This is a genomic window from Deltaproteobacteria bacterium (genome assembly GCA_005879795.1).
Taxonomy (GTDB): domain Bacteria; phylum Desulfobacterota; class Binatia; order DP-6; family DP-6; genus DP-6.
Genome location: VBKJ01000208.1, coordinates 1 through 20,156 on the forward strand (window position 1 = coordinate 1; position 20,156 = coordinate 20,156).

At 68.6% G+C, this 20,156-nt stretch carries 19 protein-coding genes; 11 read left to right on the plus strand and 8 right to left on the minus strand.

Annotated elements, in window-relative coordinates; genetic code table 11:
- The first annotated feature begins 27 nt into the window (after positions 1-27).
- Positions 28-612: a hypothetical protein gene (locus E6J59_17790; GenBank protein TMB16899.1), complete on the plus strand. Its 585-nt coding sequence runs from the start codon at positions 28-30 to the stop codon at positions 610-612.
- Positions 609-1,766, plus strand: coding sequence for a hypothetical protein (locus E6J59_17795; protein ID TMB16900.1), 1,158 nt, complete (start codon positions 609-611; stop codon positions 1,764-1,766). The genes E6J59_17790 and E6J59_17795 overlap by 4 nt, the downstream gene beginning before the upstream one ends.
- A gap of 18 nt (positions 1,767-1,784) precedes the next feature.
- Here the strand turns inward: E6J59_17795 and E6J59_17800 are convergent, their stop codons facing one another.
- The 4 genes from E6J59_17800 to E6J59_17815 all read right to left on the minus strand — a co-directional run bounded on the left by E6J59_17800 (position 1,785) and on the right by E6J59_17815 (position 6,136).
- On the minus strand, positions 1,785-2,246 hold the full coding sequence (locus tag E6J59_17800; GenBank protein TMB16901.1) for a hypothetical protein: 462 nt from the start codon (positions 2,244-2,246) through the stop codon (positions 1,785-1,787).
- Positions 2,159-2,392: a hypothetical protein gene (locus E6J59_17805; protein ID TMB16902.1), complete on the minus strand. Its 234-nt coding sequence runs from the start codon at positions 2,390-2,392 to the stop codon at positions 2,159-2,161. The genes E6J59_17800 and E6J59_17805 overlap by 88 nt, the downstream gene beginning before the upstream one ends.
- Positions 2,389-5,757, minus strand: coding sequence for a hypothetical protein (locus E6J59_17810; GenBank protein TMB16903.1), 3,369 nt, complete (start codon positions 5,755-5,757; stop codon positions 2,389-2,391). Before E6J59_17810 ends, E6J59_17805 begins: the two co-directional genes overlap by 4 nt.
- Before the next feature lie 61 nt (positions 5,758-5,818).
- Positions 5,819-6,136 (minus strand): hypothetical protein, encoded by a 318-nt coding sequence (locus tag E6J59_17815; GenBank protein TMB16904.1) that lies wholly within the window; start codon positions 6,134-6,136, stop codon positions 5,819-5,821.
- Positions 6,137-6,763: 627 nt separating this feature from the next.
- Between E6J59_17815 and E6J59_17820 the strand changes: the two genes are divergently transcribed.
- A complete protein-coding gene (locus tag E6J59_17820) occupies positions 6,764-7,000 on the plus strand; it encodes a hypothetical protein (protein TMB16905.1) in 237 nt (78 codons plus the stop codon).
- Positions 6,907-7,398: a type II toxin-antitoxin system VapC family toxin gene (locus E6J59_17825; protein TMB16906.1), complete on the plus strand. Its 492-nt coding sequence runs from the start codon at positions 6,907-6,909 to the stop codon at positions 7,396-7,398. The genes E6J59_17820 and E6J59_17825 overlap by 94 nt, the downstream gene beginning before the upstream one ends.
- 169 nt (positions 7,399-7,567) lie before the next feature.
- On the opposite strand, the gene E6J59_17830 is transcribed toward E6J59_17825, so the two are convergent.
- The 3 genes from E6J59_17830 to E6J59_17840 form a co-directional block, all read right to left on the minus strand.
- Positions 7,568-8,785: a beta-lactamase family protein gene (locus E6J59_17830; protein ID TMB16907.1), complete on the minus strand. Its 1,218-nt coding sequence runs from the start codon at positions 8,783-8,785 to the stop codon at positions 7,568-7,570.
- A 171-nt stretch (positions 8,786-8,956) separates the two neighbouring features.
- Positions 8,957-9,307 (minus strand): helix-turn-helix transcriptional regulator, encoded by a 351-nt coding sequence (locus E6J59_17835; GenBank protein TMB16908.1) that lies wholly within the window; start codon positions 9,305-9,307, stop codon positions 8,957-8,959.
- Positions 9,291-9,746, minus strand: a complete 456-nt coding sequence (locus E6J59_17840) for a vanillate O-demethylase oxidoreductase VanB (GenBank protein TMB16909.1) — start codon at positions 9,744-9,746, stop codon at positions 9,291-9,293. The genes E6J59_17835 and E6J59_17840 overlap by 17 nt, the downstream gene beginning before the upstream one ends.
- Positions 9,747-9,965: 219 nt before the next feature.
- Between E6J59_17840 and E6J59_17845 the strand changes: the two genes are divergently transcribed.
- The 5 genes from E6J59_17845 to E6J59_17865 all read left to right on the plus strand — a co-directional run bounded on the left by E6J59_17845 (position 9,966) and on the right by E6J59_17865 (position 16,583).
- Positions 9,966-10,742 (plus strand): ArsR family transcriptional regulator, encoded by a 777-nt coding sequence (locus tag E6J59_17845; GenBank protein TMB16917.1) that lies wholly within the window; start codon positions 9,966-9,968, stop codon positions 10,740-10,742.
- A 340-nt stretch (positions 10,743-11,082) separates the two neighbouring features.
- Positions 11,083-11,487 (plus strand): hypothetical protein, encoded by a 405-nt coding sequence (locus E6J59_17850; protein TMB16910.1) that lies wholly within the window; start codon positions 11,083-11,085, stop codon positions 11,485-11,487.
- Positions 11,488-11,709: 222 nt separating this feature from the next.
- A complete protein-coding gene (locus E6J59_17855) occupies positions 11,710-12,615 on the plus strand; it encodes an SDR family oxidoreductase (protein ID TMB16911.1) in 906 nt (301 codons plus the stop codon).
- Positions 12,616-12,895: 280 nt separating this feature from the next.
- A complete protein-coding gene (locus E6J59_17860; protein ID TMB16912.1) occupies positions 12,896-14,008 on the plus strand; it encodes a S1 RNA-binding domain-containing protein in 1,113 nt (370 codons plus the stop codon).
- A gap of 124 nt (positions 14,009-14,132) precedes the next feature.
- Positions 14,133-16,583: a hypothetical protein gene (locus tag E6J59_17865; GenBank protein TMB16913.1), complete on the plus strand. Its 2,451-nt coding sequence runs from the start codon at positions 14,133-14,135 to the stop codon at positions 16,581-16,583.
- A gap of 523 nt (positions 16,584-17,106) precedes the next feature.
- On the opposite strand, the gene E6J59_17870 is transcribed toward E6J59_17865, so the two are convergent.
- Positions 17,107-17,862, minus strand: a complete 756-nt coding sequence (locus E6J59_17870) for a VOC family protein (GenBank protein TMB16914.1) — start codon at positions 17,860-17,862, stop codon at positions 17,107-17,109.
- Positions 17,863-19,009: 1,147 nt separating this feature from the next.
- Between E6J59_17870 and E6J59_17875 the strand changes: the two genes are divergently transcribed.
- Both E6J59_17875 and E6J59_17880 read left to right on the plus strand, forming a co-directional pair.
- Positions 19,010-19,738: a phosphatidylserine decarboxylase gene (locus E6J59_17875; protein TMB16915.1), complete on the plus strand. Its 729-nt coding sequence runs from the start codon at positions 19,010-19,012 to the stop codon at positions 19,736-19,738.
- A 28-nt stretch (positions 19,739-19,766) separates the two neighbouring features.
- On the plus strand, positions 19,767-20,156 hold a 390-nt coding region (locus E6J59_17880), incomplete at its 3' end, for an amidinotransferase (GenBank protein TMB16916.1).

The following is a 20,156-nucleotide window of genomic DNA, read 5'->3' on the forward strand; positions in this document are numbered from 1 at the left end:
CGCGTGCAGGGTCCGCAGGAGAAGTTCATGGAGCTGCAGACCCAGCTCGCGGTCGCCGCCCTGCATGCGCTCGGCGTGGAGCCCACCGCCGACCAGATCCAGGCGATCGTGGCCAGCCGCGGCGACGAGACGCTCGACGCCTACCGCCTGCTGCGCGACACGCTCGGCGAGCCGGCCAAGAAGCGCGAGGCGCCGAAGCCGCCCCCGCCGTCCGAGCTTGCGCCCGGGACGTCCCGCTTCGAGTGGGCCGCGCTCGCGTACGCCGGGGAGCGCGACGGGGACGAGGCCGCGATCCGCGCCCTGCTCCACCAGTACGCGGGGGCCCTCGAGGCGAAACGCGTCGATCAGCTCGCCGGTCTGCAGGTCGAGATGGGCGCGGCGCAGCGCGCCTCCCTGCAGCGCTACTTCGACATCGCGCGCGACCTGCACGTGCGCATCTCCGACGTGGACCTCGCGGTCGAGGGCGACGAGGCGCTCGCCACCTTCACGCGCGAGGACACGTTCGTCGACGTCGGCAGCGGCCGGCGCATGCACCTCGAGGTGCGGATCAGCGGCATCCTCACCAAGCAGCAGGGCGCATGGAAGATCCAGGGCCTGAGGGACCCGGAGTGAGGGGCGGCGCCGCGGCGATCGCCGTGCTCGTGGCCGCCTGCGCGGGCGTCCCGGGAGCGCGCGCCGAGACGTTCCGGGAGATCCTCGAGCGGCCGATCACCCGCCCGGTCGGCGACGCCCTCGCCGACTCGATCGGCCACGCCCTGCCGATCACGGCCGCCTCGGCCGGGGTCACCTTCTCGTTCAACAAGGCGACGCATGCCTGGGAGCGCGAGACGGACATCCTGGGGCAGCTCTACCTCGAGCGGCCGCGCCCGCTCGGGCGCGGCAAGTTGAACCTGAGCGTCAGCTACCAGTGGATGCGGATCGACACCGTCGACGGCCAGGACCTCGACCGGCTGAGCGACACGCGCTTCCCGATCGTCTCTCCCGGTAACGGGCGGCTGTTCACCGTGCCCCGCTTCGGCCTGGATCTCGACACGCACCAGGTGACCACCAGCGTCACTTACGGCGCCACCGACGACCTCGATCTCAACCTGACCATCCCCGTCCTGTACAGCCGCTTCGCGCTGAACGGGATCCTGCGCGATGTCGCCGACCGCCACGAGCAGCGCGCCCGCGTGCGTTCCTCCAAGCTCGGCCCGGGCGACGTCTTCCTGCGCGCCAAGTACCGGCTGGTGCACGGGGCATGGGGCGACCTGGCCGCGGGTCTGGTGCTGCGCGCGCCCGCCGGCAACCAGGACAACTTCCAGGGCACGGGCACGTGGGAGCCGGCGCCCATGCTCTACGCCGCGACGCCGTCGCTCTCGCTCGGGTACGGCGTCGGCCTGCAGGCCTACGCGAACGGCGGCGTCGAGCTGAACGGAGACGACGTCGACCGGAGCGCCGGACGCTTCGGCTTCGGGCTCGACTGCGCGGTCAAGGAACGCTTCACGGCAGCCGTCGCCGTGCTCGGCCGCGAGCCCTTCCAGGGCATCGCCCCGCCGGGCTTCTTCGACGTCGCCCGCGTCGACCCCAGCACAGGCCGGCGCTTCATGGCGCCCGTCCTAGGCCTCGAGCGGGACCGCGCCAGCACCTACGACCTCTCGCTCGGCGGGCGGATGAACCTCTGGCACGACACGGTCTTCGGCTTCGCCAACGTCATCCTGCCGCTCAACCGGGACGGCTTCCGCTCCGACGTGATCCCGCTGGCCGGGGTGGAGGCCGCCTTCTGATCCCCTCTCCTCACACGGCTACCAGGCGACGACGTTGCTCAGGGCCGAGATGTTGCCCGCCATGTCCAGGGTGCGAATGGCAAAGTAGACGGTCGAGCCGGAGACCCCGCCGACCGCCATGCTCTGTCGCGAGCGCGCCGGCTGCGGAGCGGGCGCTCCTGCCAGCGGGGTCGCCGACCAGAAGCTCGAAGAGGTGATCGGCTGGTTCGACCACCTCACCTCGTAGCGGTCGGCCGTGCCGACCATATGGTCGTCGCCCGGCGCCGTCCAGGCCAGCTGAGGTTGTGCACCTCCCACGACGCGCAGGTCCAGGATGGAGGCTGGCCGTCGGGTATCGACAGCGTAGGTGCCCGTGTTGTGCTCGTCGTGGCGGTAGTGCCACCAGCTGTTGTTCAGCTCCGTGTGTCCCCGGCCACCTTCCAAGTGAAGACAAATCCTTCGCGCGTCGGGGTGGCGTAGACGAGCTGGCCGTTCATCGATGGGTCAGCGACGACGCCGGCGAAGGCCTGCCACTGCCCCGTGTACTTGGGGAACCCGGGCGCCTCCAGCCCGCTCGCCTGGAAGGCGTGGATGAAGTAGGTGTCGTTGCCCTCGATGGCCGAGCGGCCGAGGCCGAGGCCTGTCACGTCCGCCGTGATCGGCGAGGAATAGAAGGGGAAGCCGTCGACGCGCTTGGGCCAGCCCGGAAGGACCTGGCCGTTGCGCGGGTCCCAGGCCTTCTCGTAGACCTGGGGCAGGTTGGCAACCCCGGGACGTCCAGCGAAGCCACGATCGACTCCACCCCGGTGTTGTTCATGATGAAAACGGGTGTGCCGGTGCCGTAGAGGTCACCCAGGCCGCCGGTGCCGGTGAGGACGAGCGTGTGGGTGTCGCCGGTGCGGTAGGGGGGAAGAGGCGAGCAGTCGGCGCTCGGGCAGGAGAAGTCGAACCGCCGGTCGATGCTGCCGTCGGGGCTGATCGAGTAGACGCCGCCGGTGATCGGCCCGGTGATGATGCGCGGCCCGCTGCCGAAGTCGGCTATGACCGGCGGGCTGGTCGACTCCCCGACGAAGTCGATCGACTGGTCGTAGGTGAAGGACGTGCTCTGCACGGTGACCGGCCAGATCCCGTCCGGTGGGTGAATGTACGGACCGCCGGGGTGATCGTTGCCGTCAGCGTAGAGGCCGTACAGCCAGGTCGCGGCGGCGTCATTGCTTGGGTCGAAGCCCAGGAGCGACCTGGCCAGGTCGTCGGTGCCGCTTCCTTGACCATTCGACTCGAAGGAGGGCACGAACACCTGCGGATGTCCGAGCTCGAGGACGTCGGCGGCCGTGACCGGGTACATCAGCTTGGCATCCCTGACGTAGCTCCTCGGGTCGACGGTGCCTCCGTGATCGGTGAAGTAGGAGGCCGGCAGCTTGATCTCGACCGGCCAGCCCGGCACCGTGGTTCCGTCCGGACGGAACGCGTAGACAAAGCCGTCGAAGGCCGTCATGAGGATGTCGAGCTGACCGGTACCCTCGAGGTCGGCCAGCACGGGCGGTGACCAGTTGCCTCGGTCCGGGTTGCGGCTGTGGCCGGTGGCGCTGCGCGGCGTCGGCACCGCTGCGAAGGGCTCCCAGGTGGCGGGGTCCTGGCCCACCGGGAAGCCGGGGAGCAGGTGCCCGTGGCTGTCCCAGGCGTAGACCTCGCCGTTGGTGCTCGTGGCCACGATCTCCAACTCGCCGTTGTGGAAGAGATCACCCACCGCGGCGCCACCCGAGAGCGGGTCGCGCACGTTCGCCAGGTTTGCGTTCCGATAGGCTCGCGCGCGGTAGTTCTCGGGGTTGAGCGGGTCGAGCTGCTTCAGCATCTGGGTGTAGACGGGGAAGCCGGGCACCTCGGTGCCGTCCGGCCGCCACGCGTTCACCTCGCCGTTGCCGTTGGGGACGATCAGGTCGAGCTCGTGCTTGCCCTCGAGATCGGCGTAGGTCGGGGCGGCGTCGCCGTCGGCCCTGTCGACGTTCTTCGGGTAGCCCGGCATCAGATCGGGGTCGTGGCGCAGGCCGACGCTGCGCCGATCCTCGGCCTTGAGGCCGTTGGCGTCATTCGCGCGCAGCCGGATGGTCAGGGTGTACTGCTCCGCACCGTCGGGCTGCAGGGTGATGAGGGGCGTGTGGGTGTAGAAGCTCGGCGGGACCTGGCTCAGATCGACGGTTCCCAGCTTCCCCGCGATGCCGGTGCGTACGGTCCCGCGGGCCACGGTGTGGAAGTCGCTGTCGGCGGGGTCGGCGCCGAGCGCCCACTCGAGCACGTAGCTGACCGAGCCGCCGGAGTTGAACCGCGAGCGGGCGAAGCTGCCGTCAACCTCGAGCTTCGGCGTCACCGTGGGGTCGACGTAGAAGTACCACTGCGGGGCGGTGATATCTGCGGTGGGCGGGATGTGCCCCGCCATGACCATCGCCGTCGCCGCGCCCACGTCCGGCCGCCCGTAGCCGTACTGCGTGGACCAGTTGGTGTGGGTGGCGTCGGTGGCGCTGTTCGGGTTGCCCGGCCACTGCGGCTGCTTCGTCCCGGGCGGCGCCCCGGGGCCCAGGGGCTGCGGCGGCAGGGCGTTCGGGATGATCGGCTGGGCGGTGTCCATCAGCACCTGCTTGATCTCGTTCGGGGTGAGCCGATCGAAGCCCGGGACCAGGCCGCTGTCCCGGAGGTTGAGCGCGGCCGACTGCACCATCGCCAGGATCCCGGCCTGGAAGGGTGTTGCGCCCGAGGTCGTGTACTCGCCCCCCGAGAAGACGTTGTGGGTGCCGTAGCTGGTGATGTTGCTGCGGGAACGGAACCAGCTGGTGGTGCTCCCGGTCAGGTCCATGGCCGCCGAGTTGCCGGGCAGAGCGTGATCCCAGAGCATCCCGTCGGTGTGGTCCATGGAGTCGAAGTCGTTGGAGTCGAGCGACATCACGACGCCGTGGTCGTAGGCGTAGTTGATGGCGTCCTGCACGAACCGGCTGTAGGTGTAGTTGACGACCACCGAGCTGACCGCAGTCACGCCGATGTCAGCTGCGTAGAGGAGCCCTTCGGCCCATTTGTCAGAGCGGCCGAGCGCCTCCGCGCCGGTCTTGATCGGCACCACCCGGCAGCGGGGGCAGAGGCCAACGCCGGCGTAGCCGTTGTCGGGGACGCCGACCAGGAGTGACTGCAGGCCGGGGGCGTGGCCGTAGGCCATGTCCTCGGTCTGCGGGTCATTGTTGTTGCGGTCGGCGTTCCAGCCGTTGATGTCGTTGGGATAGCCGTTACCGTCGTTGTCGAAACGGCCCCCAGCAGGACACTGCGTGATCTGACCCTTTTGGATCCGGCAGTGGCCGAAGACAGCGATGAGGTCTTCGGGGGACAGGTAGGGCGTCCGCGTTCCCCGCACGTTGACGGCGTTCAGGTATTGATGCTGGCCGCTCGCGACGCAGTTGCGGCTGGTGCCCTCCACGTCGATGGCCAGTCCGCCCCCTTGGGCGACCGGGGTGTCGGATGCTACGCCCGCGGGGCAGGATGGGTTGACGCGCGGGTCGTGCGCGTAGTCCCGGATGTCGGCGCGGCCGTTGCCGTCGAGGTCGTAGCAGTTGGGCCAGGCCAGGCTGGTCCCGTCGGCGCGCTCCGGGCAGGGTAGCTCTCCCTTGTTCAGCCATTCGTTGTCGAGGGCGTCCTTGATCGCGTCGGAGCTGTAATTGACGCCGCCTTCCATGTAGGCGATCAGGATGTCGTCGCGTCCAACGTTGCCCTGGGCCCAGGCGCCCGTGAAGTCGACCCCGGACATGTGGTTGGGGTCGAAGGCGGCCGCTGCCCAGCAGGGCAGCCCGCCGTCGGGGTGATGAACGATCGGGAAGGGGCATGGATACTGCGTATCGGAGAGTGCGCCGAACATGTCCCACTGGTCAGCGCTCGGGTCGGAGTAACAGTCCGAGGTGAAGGTGGCCGCGTTCTCGCAGGGCGCGAAGTCGGGGTCGTTGGGCGGCGTCTGCGGCCAGGCGGCGTGGGCGGCCACCGGTGGCATGAAGAGACCGGCCAAAAGGATGGCAAGCGACGAGAGCAGTCTTCTTACCACCTCAAGTTCCGTGGCGGCGTTGCCCCCGCACCGTCTGCAGGAGCTGCGGCGGCGGCACCGCCAGCCGTGCCCCGAGCTGCCCGAAGAAGTTCGACAGCTCGCCCGCGGCCTGGGCGATCAGCTCGGCGACGCGCCCAAAGGCAGATGGCGCCAGCTCAAACACGCGCCGGTTCTCTTGCCGGCCGTCACCGAAGCGGCAAATCCACTCATCGTTGACCTGCTCCAACAGCAGTACGTGTGTGCCCGTTAGGCGCTCCACCACGATCTGACCTTGCTTCATGTGATGCTCCCCCTGGGTTGCTAGCAGGTTGGTGCTCATCGGCCCCTCCCTTCATCACGGCCGCCCGCGTTCTAGGACCCGCGTCCAGATGAACGGCGGGCTCTCCGCTCCTCGTGCCTCGGCCTGGTATACGCGGTCGAGCATCCGCTCGGGCATCGCAATCCCGAACTCCACGCCGAGCGTGATCGCCAGCTCGACCGGATAAGCTGCGAGATCCTTGGTTAACGATACCTCCGGTGCAAGGTGGCCGACACCCGTGCGGAGACAGTCGGCAACGAGATGTCGAACCCGCGGCGCCGCGAACTCGTACGTACGCAACCACCCCTCTGACCCACCAGGAGCGAGCGGTCCGTGGACCACGACAAACGTGGGTCGAATTGGCTCTTGGAAAACAGATTAGTAGCACGGATGCTGCGGGCGGCGGCAATCCCCGAAACAGGTGAATACCCCGAGACCCGTGGAGGTTTTTTGGCACAGGAGACAAGGGGTGGGCCGGGACGGAGGTGGTGGAGGGGCTCAGGAGAACCGGCACAAACTCGCCCCGCCCGGGGGCGAGCGCTTGCGATCCTCTCGGGGTTTGATGGTGAACGTCCAGCCAGTCGCCAACACGAGCGGTCGGCCGCGCCGTTGATTGCAAAATGATTGCAACGGTGGCAAAGAGATGGCATGGGCGTTCAGATCACGATTCGGGACGTTCCGGAGGAGGTGCGCGACGAGCTGGCGAGCCGCGCCGCGCGCGAGCGGAAGTCGATGCAGGAGTATCTGAAGGAGGAGCTCGAGCGGCTTGCCGCCCGTCCGTCCATCCACGCGTGGCTCGAGCGCGTCAGCGAGCGCAAGCATGCCGCGAACCGCCGGGTGGCCCGCAAGGAGATCCTAAGACATCGGGATGCCGACCGGCGGTGAGCGCCGTGGTGGATGCGTCGGTGCTCGTGGCTGCGACGGTGGACGCGGGCGCCGAGGGCTCTTGGGCCGAGCGAGTGCTGGCGCAGGGAAACATCGTCGCGCCGCATCTCGTCCTGGTCGAGGCGACGAACATCTTGCGTCGCCTCGAGCGCTTCAAGCGGCTGACCGGCCTCGAGGCCACGGCCGCGCAGAAGGACCTCTGCACGCTCGAGCTGTCGCTCGTTCCCTTCGAGGCGTTCGCCGAACGCGTCTGGCAGCTCCGCCGCATTGTCAGCAGCTACGATGCCTGGTACGTAGCGGTCGCCGAGGCGCTCGATCTGCCGCTTGCGACCCTCGATCGACGACTGAGTCGAGCGCCGGGTCCGTCGTGCCGCTTCTGGTTACCGCCGCGCCCGTGAGGATGCTCGCTCACCCGTTGCGCGGAGCGCAGCACGCCTTCCGCACCTCGGCCCACCTCGCCCGCGACAGCGACTCGGCGAAGCGTTCGGCCTCGGCGGCGGCGACTTCCGCGCGTCGTGCCTCCCGGACGCGGGCGAGGCCGCGCTCCGCCCACCCTCCTTCGACGCGTCATTCATCGATCGCCTGGTAGGCCGAGGTCCAGAAATCGACGTAGGTCCCGGAGGCACCCGGGAAGCCCGCGCGCTGCGTCATCAGGATCGCGACCATGTCCTCGGCGGGATCCGAGGCCCACGAGGTGCCGTAGCCGCCATCCCAACCGAACCGTCCCGGCACCGAGGACACGTCGTCGCGCCGCGTGACGATCGAGACGCCGAATCCCCAGCCACGGTTGTCCCAGTAGTCGCTGCCGAAGGAGTCGGAGACCGCCTTCTGCGCGGCTGTCAGCTGATCGGTCGTCATGGTCTCGACCGAGAGCCTGGAGAGGATGCGCTCGCGTCCGTAGCGCCCCTTGTCCAGCAGCATCTGGCCGAAGGCGAGGTAGTCGTCGACCGTCGACACCAGCCCGGCACCGCCGTCGGGAAAAGCGGGCGGACGACTCCACTGGCTATCCGCGACGCCATCGTGGAGCTCGAGCGCACCGGTCTGGGGGTGCGGCCAGTAGCTCGGCGCGAGCCGGTCGAGCTTCTCGGGCGGCACGCTGAAGCTCGTGTCCCTCATGCCGAGCGGCGCGAAGATGCGCTCGCGGAAGAACGCCTCCAGCGGCTGGCCCGCGGCCCGCGCGATCAGCACGCCGAGCACGTAGGACCCCGTGTTGTACATCCACTTCTCGCCCGGTTGGTGCATCAACGGCAGCGTGCCCAGCCGGCGCATCCACTCGTCGGGGTCGTACGGTGCCGCGACGTTCGGCGGCCCGAAGCCGACGACCTGGAGCTCGTTCAGCGCCTTCTGGATCGGGTAGTCCGCCGAAGGCTCCATGATGATGCCGAGGCCGAGGCGGAAGGTCAGCAGGTCGCGCAGGGTGATCGCCCGGTGCGCCGGCACGGTGTCGCCCAGAGGGGCGTCGAGACGCTTCAGCACCTTGCGGTCGGCGAGCTCGGGCAAGAGGCGATCGACGGGCTCGTCGAGGCGAAGCTTGCACTCCTCGACCAGGATCATGGCCGCGACGGCGGTGACGGGCTTGGTCATCGAGGTGATGCGGAAGATGGTGTCGCGCCGCATCGGCTCGGCGCCGCCCACGGCCTTCGTGCCGATCGCGTCGACGTGGACCTCGCCATGCCGGCGGAGCGCGGTCACGATCCCGGGCGCTTCGCCCTGCGCGACGTGGCGCGCCATGACGTCGTGCATACGGCCGAGCCGGATCCGCGAGAATCCACCTGATCGCGACATGCGATCCTCGTCAGCCCCGCGTCCTCGATGAATAGAAGTGCAGCGGCTTGTCCTGGTCATCGACCATCACGCTGTTCAGCTCGATCTTCATCGCGATTGCCTCCTGTCCTGTCCGGGGGCCACGTGCCAGGGCGTCCTCGGAGCGCCCCTTTCTCGCTGCCGCCGACTTGCTCACTCCTCGACGAACGCTCTCAGCCTCGCGAGCACACCGTCCCACTGTCGCGAGATTCGATCGAGGTATCGGCGCGCCTCTTCGAGCCGTCGCGGCTCCAACTCCCAGATGCGTTGCCGCCGGCGTCCGGGGCGCCTGCTGCGCACGAGACCCGCGGCGGCGAGCGCATGAAGGTGCTTCGTGACGGCCTGACGCGTGACGGCGACGCCGGCGCTCAGGCGTACGATGGGCAACGGCCCTTCCGTGCAGAGCCGGGCGACGAGCCGCAGACGCGTCTCGTCCCCGAGCGCCGCGAAGACCGGTGCGGCACCCACAAGGCCGGCGCTCGCCACACTAGGCTGGCGAGACATGGCGCTGGATGTTGAGCATCTGCTCTGCCCAGCCGCGGTCGTTCATCCGGAAGGCCTCCGCCCGGCGCCCGCTCGGGAGTCGGTCAAAACCGGACTCGACGACGGTCAGCAGCGTGCCGCCCGTCGCCTCTTCCAGGCGAAACTCGACGAGGGTCGTCGGCTCCGCGGAATAGTCCACGTCGGCGCTGACCGCGTACGGGTGCCAGCGGTAGGAGAACAGCCGCTCGGGGTCCATGCGCTCGATCAGGATCTCCATCGTCACGTGCTCGTATCCCGGATGCGTGATCCTGCCCCGGAGGGTCGCGCCCTCAGCGAAGGCGCCCTCGAGCTTCACGCGGAACCACGCGCCGAACTCCCGGGCATCGGTGAGCGCGCGCCAGACTCGCGATCTGGGTGCGCGTAGGAGAATGGCCTTCTCGATACGGTCAGTGCTCGTCATGGTGGGCAACCTCCTGGTTGCCGTCATACGACGGCTCTCCGGTCAAGGCAACCCACGGGTTGCGTTGGTCCGCGTACGCGTTCTGACCCAGAATGCCTCGATCTGCGTGAGACATTCGCCGGGGCGTTTCCGCTTCGAGCGAAGGGCGGCAGCGACCGGCTCTGGCGTGCGGACACAGGGGCCTTGACGGGTGACAAAACGGTCACGCATACGCGCGGGGTGAAGGCAGTGTTCCGGGCCCTTGCCGCCCCGCCGCGCCGGAGGCTGCTCGACGAGCTGTTCAAGGAAGACGGGCAGACGCTCAGGGCGCTCGAGCGGCGGTTGCCGATGACGCGCTTCGGCGTGATGAAGCACCTGCGGGTGCTCGAGGAGGCCGGCCTCGTGGTCACGAAGAAGCGCGGGCGCGAGAAGCTGCACTTCCTCAACCCCGTTCCGATCCGGCTCGTCCACGACCGCTGGGTGAGCAAGTACGCCGAGCCGTGGGCCGCGACCCTGAGCGGGCTCAAGCACAGATTGGAGGACAGGACGATGGAGAAGGTGTTCGAGATATACATCAAGGCGACCCCAGAGCGTCTCTGGGAGGCGATCACCAACACCGAGATGCGGCGCAAGTACAATTTTGGCGCGGGCGTCGAGTCAGATTGGACGCCCGGCTCCCGGTACCAGGGCGTCAGCCCGCTGGCGCCCACCGCGATCTGGGAGGGCGAGAACCTGGAGGTCGATCCGCCGCGCCGGCTCGTCCAGAGCTTCAGGGCCCTCTGGAGCGAGGACGTGAAGCGCGAGGGGACCTCGAGGGTCACGTGGGAGATCGAGGCGGTCGGCGATTCATGCCGGCTGACCGTGACCCACGACCAGCTGCGCGAGGACGCCAACGCCGAGCTCTACGGCGGTTGGATGATGATCCTCTCCGGGCTGAAGACGCTGCTCGAAACCGGGCAGTTGCTCACGACGCCGGGATCGCTGCGATTTGTTCCGGCGATGGTGCGCCATTCGTAAGCCGCGAAACCGGCTCCTCGAGACTCTGGCGGGCCTGATCGACGCTCCGCTGCATGTCGCCGCGCCTCGGTCGGACTGCCGGCATGGCGATCATCGCAGGGGCCGTTCGGGTCGAGCACGCAGGCCGGCTCGACCGGCAATAGTAGTGCACCCGACACACCGTGGGCGCCATCACGGCATCTGCAGCCCCCCAACGGCTGAAGAGCGGCCGGCTCCCGCAGGCCGAAGTGCGACCGCCATGATAGGTGTGGGAAAGAGCCTGCGCGAGATGTCACCGGCGATGCGCAAGGTATTGCACTTCGACTCGCCGCGAGAGAAGTATCGTTGCGACGCGTCGGTCGTGAGCTGCTTCGACGACCGCTTCGACGCCGTTTGCCGGAAGCTACTCAAGCGCATCGGGGTCGTTCAGCCGGACGCGATCAGGATCGCCGGCGGAGCCAAGGCGCTCGCATCCCCCGAGGAGGAGATCCACCGCGCCTTCGTCCTCGAGCAGATCCGCAAATCGATCCGTCTGCATGGCTCCGGGCGCGCCGTCCTGATGCTGCACTCCGATTGCGGGGCGTACGGCGGGCTGGCGGCTCGCTTTCGGGGAGATGCCGACGCCGAGGCCGCCCACTGTCGCGCCGAGCTCGGGCGCGCCTCGGAGTTCCTGAGAGCGGCGGTTCCCGGCCTCACGGTGGAATGCTTCTTCCTGAATTTCGAAGGGGCCTGGGTCGTCGAATCGCCTCCGTCTCGAAGTGCATGACTGCAATGCGCAAGCCGGTGTTGAGGGCGAGCGCGACCATGGGCCAGTGGTCCTCACCGACTTTCGCGCGCGGCGGCTTCTCCTAGCCGATTCTGGGTCCAAGGCCAGGGTCGGCCGAAGAGGGGGTGCGGTACGCCCGCAGGTTCACCACCTCTCGCGGCGCGTATCCCGTCCGCCGGACGAGTCGTCCTCGCCTTGCCTTCCCCGCCACAGCCTGTTGGAATGCCGTGCCCAGCGATCCGAACCACGGGAGACCGAGGGATGGAGACCGCCGTAGTCACCGGCACCAGCACCGGCATCGGATTCGCGACCAGTGTGCATCTGGCGCGTCATGGCTACCGCGTCTTCGCTGGCATGCGGAATCTCGGCAAGGCGCAGCCCCTGCGTGCCGCGGCGGCCGAGGCGAGCCTGCCGATCGAGGTGATCCAGCTCGACGTCACGTCGACGGCCTCGGTGAGCCGCGCCTTCGAGACGGTGTCGGGGCACGGGCCCGTGGACGTGCTCGTCAACAATGCCGGCATCGGCGGCGCCACCCCACTCGAGCTGACGCCCGAGGACGAGCACCGGCGCATGTTCGAGACCAACTACTTCGGCGCGATACGGTGCATTCAGGCGGTGCTCCCCGCGATGCGCGAGCGGCGGCGGGGCACCATCGCGAACGTCACCTCGATCGCCGGGCTCGTCGCCACCCCCAATCAGATCCCCTACTCCGCCTCGAAGTGGGCGCTCGAGTGCGCCGGCGAGGCGCTCGCGCACGAGGTGCGTCGCTTCGGTATCCGCGTGGTCAACGTGGAGCCAGGGGTCGTCATGACGAGCATCTTCGAGAACTCCGCCGAAGCGACCCGCTACGACAAGACGTCGCCCTACCAGCCCATCATGCGCCGCAACGGCAAGCTCTTCGCGGCCGGCTTCCGCGATCCCGCCCAGCCCGACGACGTGGCCAAGACGATCCTCGCCGCCATCACGAGCGACGAGTATCGCCTTCGCTGGCCCGTCGGGAAGGACGCGATCGGCTTCTTCCAAGGTCGCCCCAGGATCAACGACGAGTGCTGGGTCGCGATGGGCGATGATCTCTCCGATCAGGACTACAACAAGCGCTTCTTCGATTATTTCGGAATTCGGCTCTAGGAGTCTGTCAGCCTCCTAGTCGCGCTCCACTGCCAGTCCGTGCCGGGGCGTGGCAGCGTGCCCACATGTTGCCACGGAGCTCCTCGCCCGGGAGCAGGCCTTCGATCCCGACGAAGCCCGCCGGCATGGTCCAGATCGCGTCGATCGGCGTTGCCCGCTATAAGAGCACGGAGCCATGGCGGGATCCGACGACGAGGACTTCGCGGCGCTCTTCGCCGCCAGCGAGGGGAAGCGCGCCCGCGAGCGCCGTGTCGCTGCGGGGGACGTCGTCCGCGGGCGCGTGATCGCCGTCGGCGCCGCGGCGGCCTTCGTCGCCGTCGGGGGCAAGGCCGAGGCGACGATCGAGCTCGCCGAGTTCCGCGATCCCGTGACGGGCGAAGTGCAGCTCCACGAGGGCGACGAGATCGAGGCGACGGTCGTTGATGACGGGACGCGCTCGGGGTCGATCGTGTTGAAGCGGGTCGCCGGCCGCGGCGGGCACGTCCCGGGCGAGCTCGAGCAAGCGTTCGCGCACGGGATCGCGATCGAGGGTCTCGTCACCGGCGAGAACAAGGGCGGCTACGACGTGCAGATCGGGAGCGTGCGCGCCTTCTGCCCGGGATCGCAGATCGACCGGAGGCGGATCGATGGGGCGCAGTACGTCGGGCGGCGCTTCCGCTTCCGGATCACGAAGCTCGAGGCGGGGGGTCGCAACGTCGTCGTCTCGCGCCGGCAGCTCCTCGAGGAGGAGGCCGCGGAGCAGGCTGCGGCGGTCTGGGCCGAGCTTCGCGTGGGTGCGCTCGTCGCGGGCACCGTCACGTCGCTCCGCGACTTTGGGGCCTTCGTCGACCTCGGGGGGGTCGACGGCCTGATCCACGTGAGCGAGCTCGGCTACGGCCGAGCGTCCCACCCGTCCGACGTGGTGCAGGTGGGCCAGCGAGTCGAGGCGCAGGTCGTGAAGCTCGAGCCCGACCCGAGGGGTGGGCGTGGCCGGGTGGGGCTGTCCCTCCGCGCGCTCGCACCCGATCCGTGGGCAACGGCGGCGGAGCGCTTTCCGGTGGGAGCGAGCGTGTGCGGGACGGTGCGACGGCTCGAGCAGTTCGGGGCGTTCGTGGAGCTCGCCCCCGGCCTCGACGGGCTCGTACACGTCTCACGCCTCGCGCTCGACCGCCGCGTGTCCCATCCGCGGCAGATCGTGTCGATCGGGGATACCGTGCAGGTCACGGTGGTCGAGCTCGATCCCGTGAAGCGGCGCATCGGCCTCTCAATGATCGAGCGCGCCCGGGAGGCAAAGGAAACGGCCGAGGCCGAGGAGCGGCGCGACACCGAGAAGGTACTCACGCAGGCGAGCGAGAATCCGAGCCTCGGCACGCTCGCCGATCTGCTCGCGAAGTCGCCGAAGCCGAAGCGCTGAGATCAGGTCATGCCGCACGCGCCCTTCGGCGGCTACCAGACGAGCGGCATCGGGCGCCAGGGCGGACGCCACAATGCCTTCACCGAGGTGAAGACGGTCACCATCCGGCTGGGCGGGTAGGACAATGCGCCGGCTCATGGTGGCGCTCGCCGCAATGCTGCTCGCCACACCCCCCGCCGCGGCGTGCCCCGAGCTGCCGGTCCCGCCCGCGACGGACAATGCCTTCGGCGAGCTCATCCTCGGAGCGACGAACGTCAACGCTGCGGTCGGCAGCGGCGCGCTCACCGCCACCCTCTCGCGTTGCGATGAGCTCACCGGCCTCAAGTGGCCGGGTCCGAGCTTCTACGACCAGCTCGCCTACCTCTCCGACAACGCCCCGGACGCCAGGCTCCGATCCCACTTCGGTGCCCTCGACTCGATGGGCGCCTTCGCGGGCATCGCCTACCGGGCGGCGGGTGGGCGCGGCTTCACCTGGCTGCGGGACGACGACTGGACGCACAGCCAGCGCTACACGAGCGACACCTCCGGCGTCGTGGTCACGGAGATGGCGAACGCCGCCCTCGGCCTGCGCGTCACCGCCTGGCACTTCGTCCTCCCCGACCGCGACGTGCTCGTGAACCACTACCTGCTCGAGCGCGAGCGGCGCTCCCGGGTGCGCAGCGCGACGATCGTCTTCTACACCAACTTCTCGCCCACGCTGACGCGCGTGGCGTTCATCCCGCTCGCGGACTGGATGCTCGACTACCAGAACGACTTCGCGGTCCTCTACGACCGGCGGGAGCACGCCCTCCTTCACTTCCTGCCGGCGAGCGCGCGCGCCTTCCCGCGCGACTTCGCGCTCCTGAACCCGCTGCTCGCCACGCCGCCGCGGAGCCGCCGGACGCTCCAGCGGCGGGTCACGGCGCTCGCGCGGCGCCTCGACGAGGCAGGCGTCTACATCGCCGTCGGCGCCGCGCCCGGGGACGACGGCTACCAGTGCGGCTTCGAGGACGCTCCCCTCTGCGCGCACCAGAGCAGCTTCGTCGACCGCTTCGTCGCCGCCGCCGTCGACCCCGAGCTGCGCCCCGTGGTGCGCCTGCTCTTCGCGTGCGAGGGGGTCATCCGCGACCCCGCCGGGCCGCTGGGGGCGTGCCGCGCGGCGAACGCCTGGACCTACAGGGCGGAGAGCGCCTTCACCGACGCGAGCGACGGGCGGCTCGCGCGCGCGCCGGTCGCCGCCTGTCAGGCCAACGCCGCGCTCGCCCGCCGGCTCCGCTTCCGCCGCGGCCAGGCGACGGCGACCTTCGACATCGCCGCCGGCGGCACGCGGGAGGAGGCGTACGCGCTCCTCCGGCAGGCGCGGGCGCAGCCCGCCGACGCGCTGCGGGCGGCGACCGAGGCGTGGTGGGCCGACTACCTGGCGCCCGCGCACCTGCCCGACACCGACGATCCCACCGTGCTGACCTTCGCGCGCCGCGCCCTCATCGCCGCGCGCACCGCGACCGACAACGCCAGCGGGGCGATCGTGGCCAGCGTCGCGACCCAGCTTCCCTACGGCTACGACTGGGTGCGCGACGGCTCCTTCATCAACTACGCGCTCGACCTCGCCGGCTACCACGACGTCGTGAGCCGCCACAACCGCTTCTACGCTCGCGTGCAGCGGAAGGAGTTCAGCCCCTGGTCGGTCGTCTACAGCATGAAGTGTCCCGCCGATCCCGCCGCGCGCCACTACCCGGACTGCGTCCCGCCGGGGACCTTCGAGATGAACTACTTCGCCGACCCCACCGAGGTAGTCCCCGGCGCACCCTTCTCGTTCGAGATCGACGAGGCGGGGCTCGGCGTGTGGACGATGTGGGACCACGCGCAGTACCTGACCGACGCCGCCGAGCGCGCCGCCTACCTCGCCGACGTCTGCCCGGCCATGGAGCGCGGTGCGGCGAACCTCGCCGCGTGCAAGGACCCGGCGACGAACCTTCAGTGCCCGTCGAGCGAGGACGACTTCCAGGAGCTGACCCAGGGGCTGCAGGGCGCCGAGGCCGTACTGCTCGCTCTGCGGAGCGGCATCGATGCGGCCAGCGACTGCGCCTTCGATGCCGGCGAGGTCGCCGGCTGGCAGGCGCGGTCCGCAGAGCTCGAGCAGGCGATCGTCGCCCACTTCCTGGTCCCGGGACCCCCGGCGCACTTCGAGGGCGGGCGATCCGCGTGGCTCATATGGCCGACCGGCTTCCCCGCCGCCGACGATCCGCGCACGCTCTCCCACGCGCAGTACCTGCAGGAGGCGTTCATCGATCCGATCCTCGCCCGCACCGCCAGGGGCGGGGCCTACAACGCCGAGTCGCTCCTAGCCCGCGCGCACCTTGCCCGCACCCTCGGCGACGCGGCGGCGCTGGGCGCGGTCCAGGACGCAGTGCGCTTCTTCGTGCGCGAGCTCCCGACCTTCGACACGCACCACCTCGGGGAGTTCTACGCGCGCGTCGACGCCGACCTGAACGGCGACGGCATCGCGCCGGACTACGTCTCGGAGAACGACGTGCCGCACGTGTGGGAGCACGCCTACCTCTACGCGGCGGCGATGGTGGCCTTCGGCAGCCGCTGACTCCTACCGGCGAGTGGAGGCGATCCGGGCCGGAAGGACTACAGAGGGGCGGTCAGCCGAGCGGTGGAGGTAGAGGTGGCACTTTACGACCTGACGACGCTCCCGGGCCTCGTGCCTTGCCACGTGTGCTTGCTGGCACGCGGTCTCAGCGGTTGCTCGCAACTCGCCCACCAAGTCGTACAGCACGCTGGTTTGGTAACATAACTCCCGTGCGCGCTGGGCGACGCTGTCATCCACCGGCATCACGACCCTGGCATCAACGTACACCACCGACTATGCGCTCGGCATCCCGCGGAACGGGTAGGATCTGATTCCGAAGGCCGGGAGGAAGTTCCCACGGTTGGCGTGTCTCCGTCAGGCGCGCCCGCGGAGCACTTTGACGAGGGGCGCCGTCCTCCTCTGCGTAGCCCTTTGGCGCGTGATCACGACGAGCGCCACCGTCCGGGAGGGTCCGAAGCCCCGTGCGCCGGCGCTCGTGTTGGTCCAGCGCCGGCGCACGGACGTCTTGATCTCGCAGACTCTCCTACTTCCCGTGCAGCGCGAAGGCCGCCCGCTGCGGGTCCATGCATTGCGCGACGCGGTCGCCGCCGGGTACCTCCATCGGGCCGTGCATCACCTGGCCGCCGCCCTTCTTCACGCGCGCGAGCGCGGCGTCGAGGTCGTCGACCTTGACGTAGTAGAGCCAGTGCGGCGGCGCCGGGTAGTCCTTGGGTTTCGTTGCCATGCCGCCCAAGGTGCGGCCGCCCTTGCCGTACATCTGGTAGGTCCCCATTGGGGACGGGACGGCGTCGGTCTTCTGCCAGCCGAAGAGCTGCGAGTAGAAGCGAAACGCCGTCTCCCGCTCGCCGGCCATGAGCTCGTGCCATGAGAAGTGGCCGTTCGTTGCCTCCGCCGGCCGCGGCATTTCGGGGCCTGAGCCCTTGAGGAGCGCGATCACGGCGCCCTGGGGGTCGGCGATGACGCTGAAGCGGCCGACCTTCGGGATGTCCTGAGGCGGCACGTGCGTCTTCGCGCCCAGCGACTCCGCCTTCTTCGTGAGCGCGTCGACGTCGTCCGCAGCCACGTAGGCTATCCAGTGCGGCGGGGCGCCCATCTTCCTGGCCTCGTCGGGCAGCATCATCACGCCGCCGACCGGGGTCTCGCCCGCCGTCCACATCACGTAGCTCTCACCGAATCGCTGCGTGCCCCAGCCGATCACGTCCTTGTAGAACTTGATCGCGCCCTGCACGTCGCTCGTGTCCAGCTCGTACCAGACGAAATTCCCCTGCGAGTCGCTCATGAGTTCTCTCCTTTCCTCCTGTTGGTGTTCTCGGGAGTCCTAGTCGTCACCGTCCCTTTTGAGCTCCTTTCCCCTGGCGAGACGAGTCTTTTGCCGGCGGCGCGTTATCCGTCTCGGGGGCACGATTCGCTGCTGCATGCTTGGAGGCCTCAGGAGGGGTCTTGCCCCGCCCCCGCGAGGAGTCCCACCTCTTGGGCGGTTGATACGGCTGCTTCGCGTCGACGAAGTCACCGTACCGATCGTCCGGACAGATGTCCGCCTCCTCTCGCTACATAGTCGAATGGGCAGGCTCGAGATCGACATACCCCTCGAAGTGCGGTTCGTCGATCCGGCCCGGGGAGACCGACCGCGAAGCCGCTGACGGCCGTACTCGTCGTGGCGGCGCCACCACTCTTACGGCGGGCTCTGTGGGTATCCCTCGGTCGACTCCTACCACTCCTCCTGGCGGCCAGCGCTGATAGGTCGAGGAAGGTCCAGACGCTGCCGAGCGCCTCGACGCCGCGGCCGGAGGTGAAGTAGGTGAGAAGAACCTCCTCGCCGTTGCAATCAAGGCATCACCTTCATGGCTTCGTCAGCCCGTTTTTGGGCGCGCGCGCTACCCAGGTTCTATGAAGAGAGAATGACCGCCTTACGAAGACTTGATGAGTGGCGGACCTCGCAGATGCGCTATTGGCACCAGTTCCTGCAGGGTATGCCCGAGTTCCCGTCGGAAAACCCCAAGATACTCTTGAAGAAGGTGACTGGGTGGCGAAGGGCGCCCTTCCCGTCGTCCCTTCTCGACGTGACGCTGACCGGTCGGTTGCCGGTATAGTAGCGGAGGAGCGCGCAAGGTATCTAAAACGCTCCGGAGCCGTGATCTGGCTTCGGGGAGAGTCGTTGCTATAGCAATGTCCTCCCAACGGAACGGATGCCCGCGGGGGTACGGCCCCGATAAGGGCGCGAAGTCAACAGATCAAGCTCGGGCTCGTTCAGCGCGCGGCCTGATGTGATCGAGCCAGGCATATCTCGGGGCCGAAGGCCGATTGGCAGCGAGTCCATTCGCCGCCGGGCTCCTCCCCGCCCTTGACCGCTCTCTCGCGCTGCCGACCCCGCCTCGGGTCGGAGATGCGCCGCGCGAGCCGCTGCATGACAACCGGGAGGCCGTACGATGCCCAAGAAACTACAGGACTGGCTCGATACCGACGTTCGCCCGTTTCGGGACAAGCCGCTCACCTGGCTCTCGCAGTATCACTTCTTCCGAGACCCGATCCGCCCGACCTATTCCGACCTGGGCTACTTCTTCTCTCCCGCGGACGGGATCATCCTCTATCAGCGAGAGGTGGGCCCGGACGAATCCATCGTGGAGATCAAGGGAAGAACCTACTGTCTCCGCGACGCCATGCGCGATCCGCACTACGACGCGCGGAGCCTCGTCATCGGCATCTTCATGACCTTCTTCGACGTCCATATCAATCGAGTTCCCTACCCCGGGCGGCTCTCCTACCGGGAGGCGGATCCGATCACTACCTACAACCATCCGATGCTCGACGTGGAGAAGAGCATTCTGCAGGACCTGCACATTTCCACGGATTCGATGGAGTACCTCCAACACAATCAGCGTGTCCTCAATCGAATCTACTCCGTGGATCTCGCCCAGCCGTACTACGTGCTCCAGATCGCGGACCAGGACATCGACCGCATCACCCCCTTCGTGCTGAGACAGAATCAACTCGTCGCCCAGGGTCAACGCTTCTCACAGGTCCGCTACGGCTCGCAGGTCGACCTGATCCTTCCGTTGTCGTCCGAGTTCGACTTCGCGACGGTTCAGGAGACGGGCGACCACATCGAGGCGGGGATCGACCCGATCGTCAAGCTCAGGGACGGAGCGATGCGATAGTCGAAGACCACCACAAGGAGACGACGCCATGAACCAGGTAACAATCCAGATGCGCCAGGTGACACGCGAAGCCCGCCTGCCCGAACCGGTGCCGGCCTCTCCTTGGCTGAATCCGACCCAGCTCGATCGTCCGTCCTTTCTTCTCAGCTTCCCGTTCTCGTACTCGACCCGGGTCGCCAACAATCCCTGGATGCAAGATCTGCCGCCCGACCGGCGCGAGCCGGACTTCAAGCGAGCCACCGTCCAGTTTCTCGAGCTCTACCGATATCTCGCCGGCGAGGCCCTGATCTACCAGCTCCCGACGCCCCGCGGCGCCGATCTTCAGGACCTCGTGTTCACCGCGAATCTGGGGATCGTCCTCGAGCACCTCCCCGACAAGAATACGGTCGTCATCTCGAACTTCGCGTCGGAGCCCCGT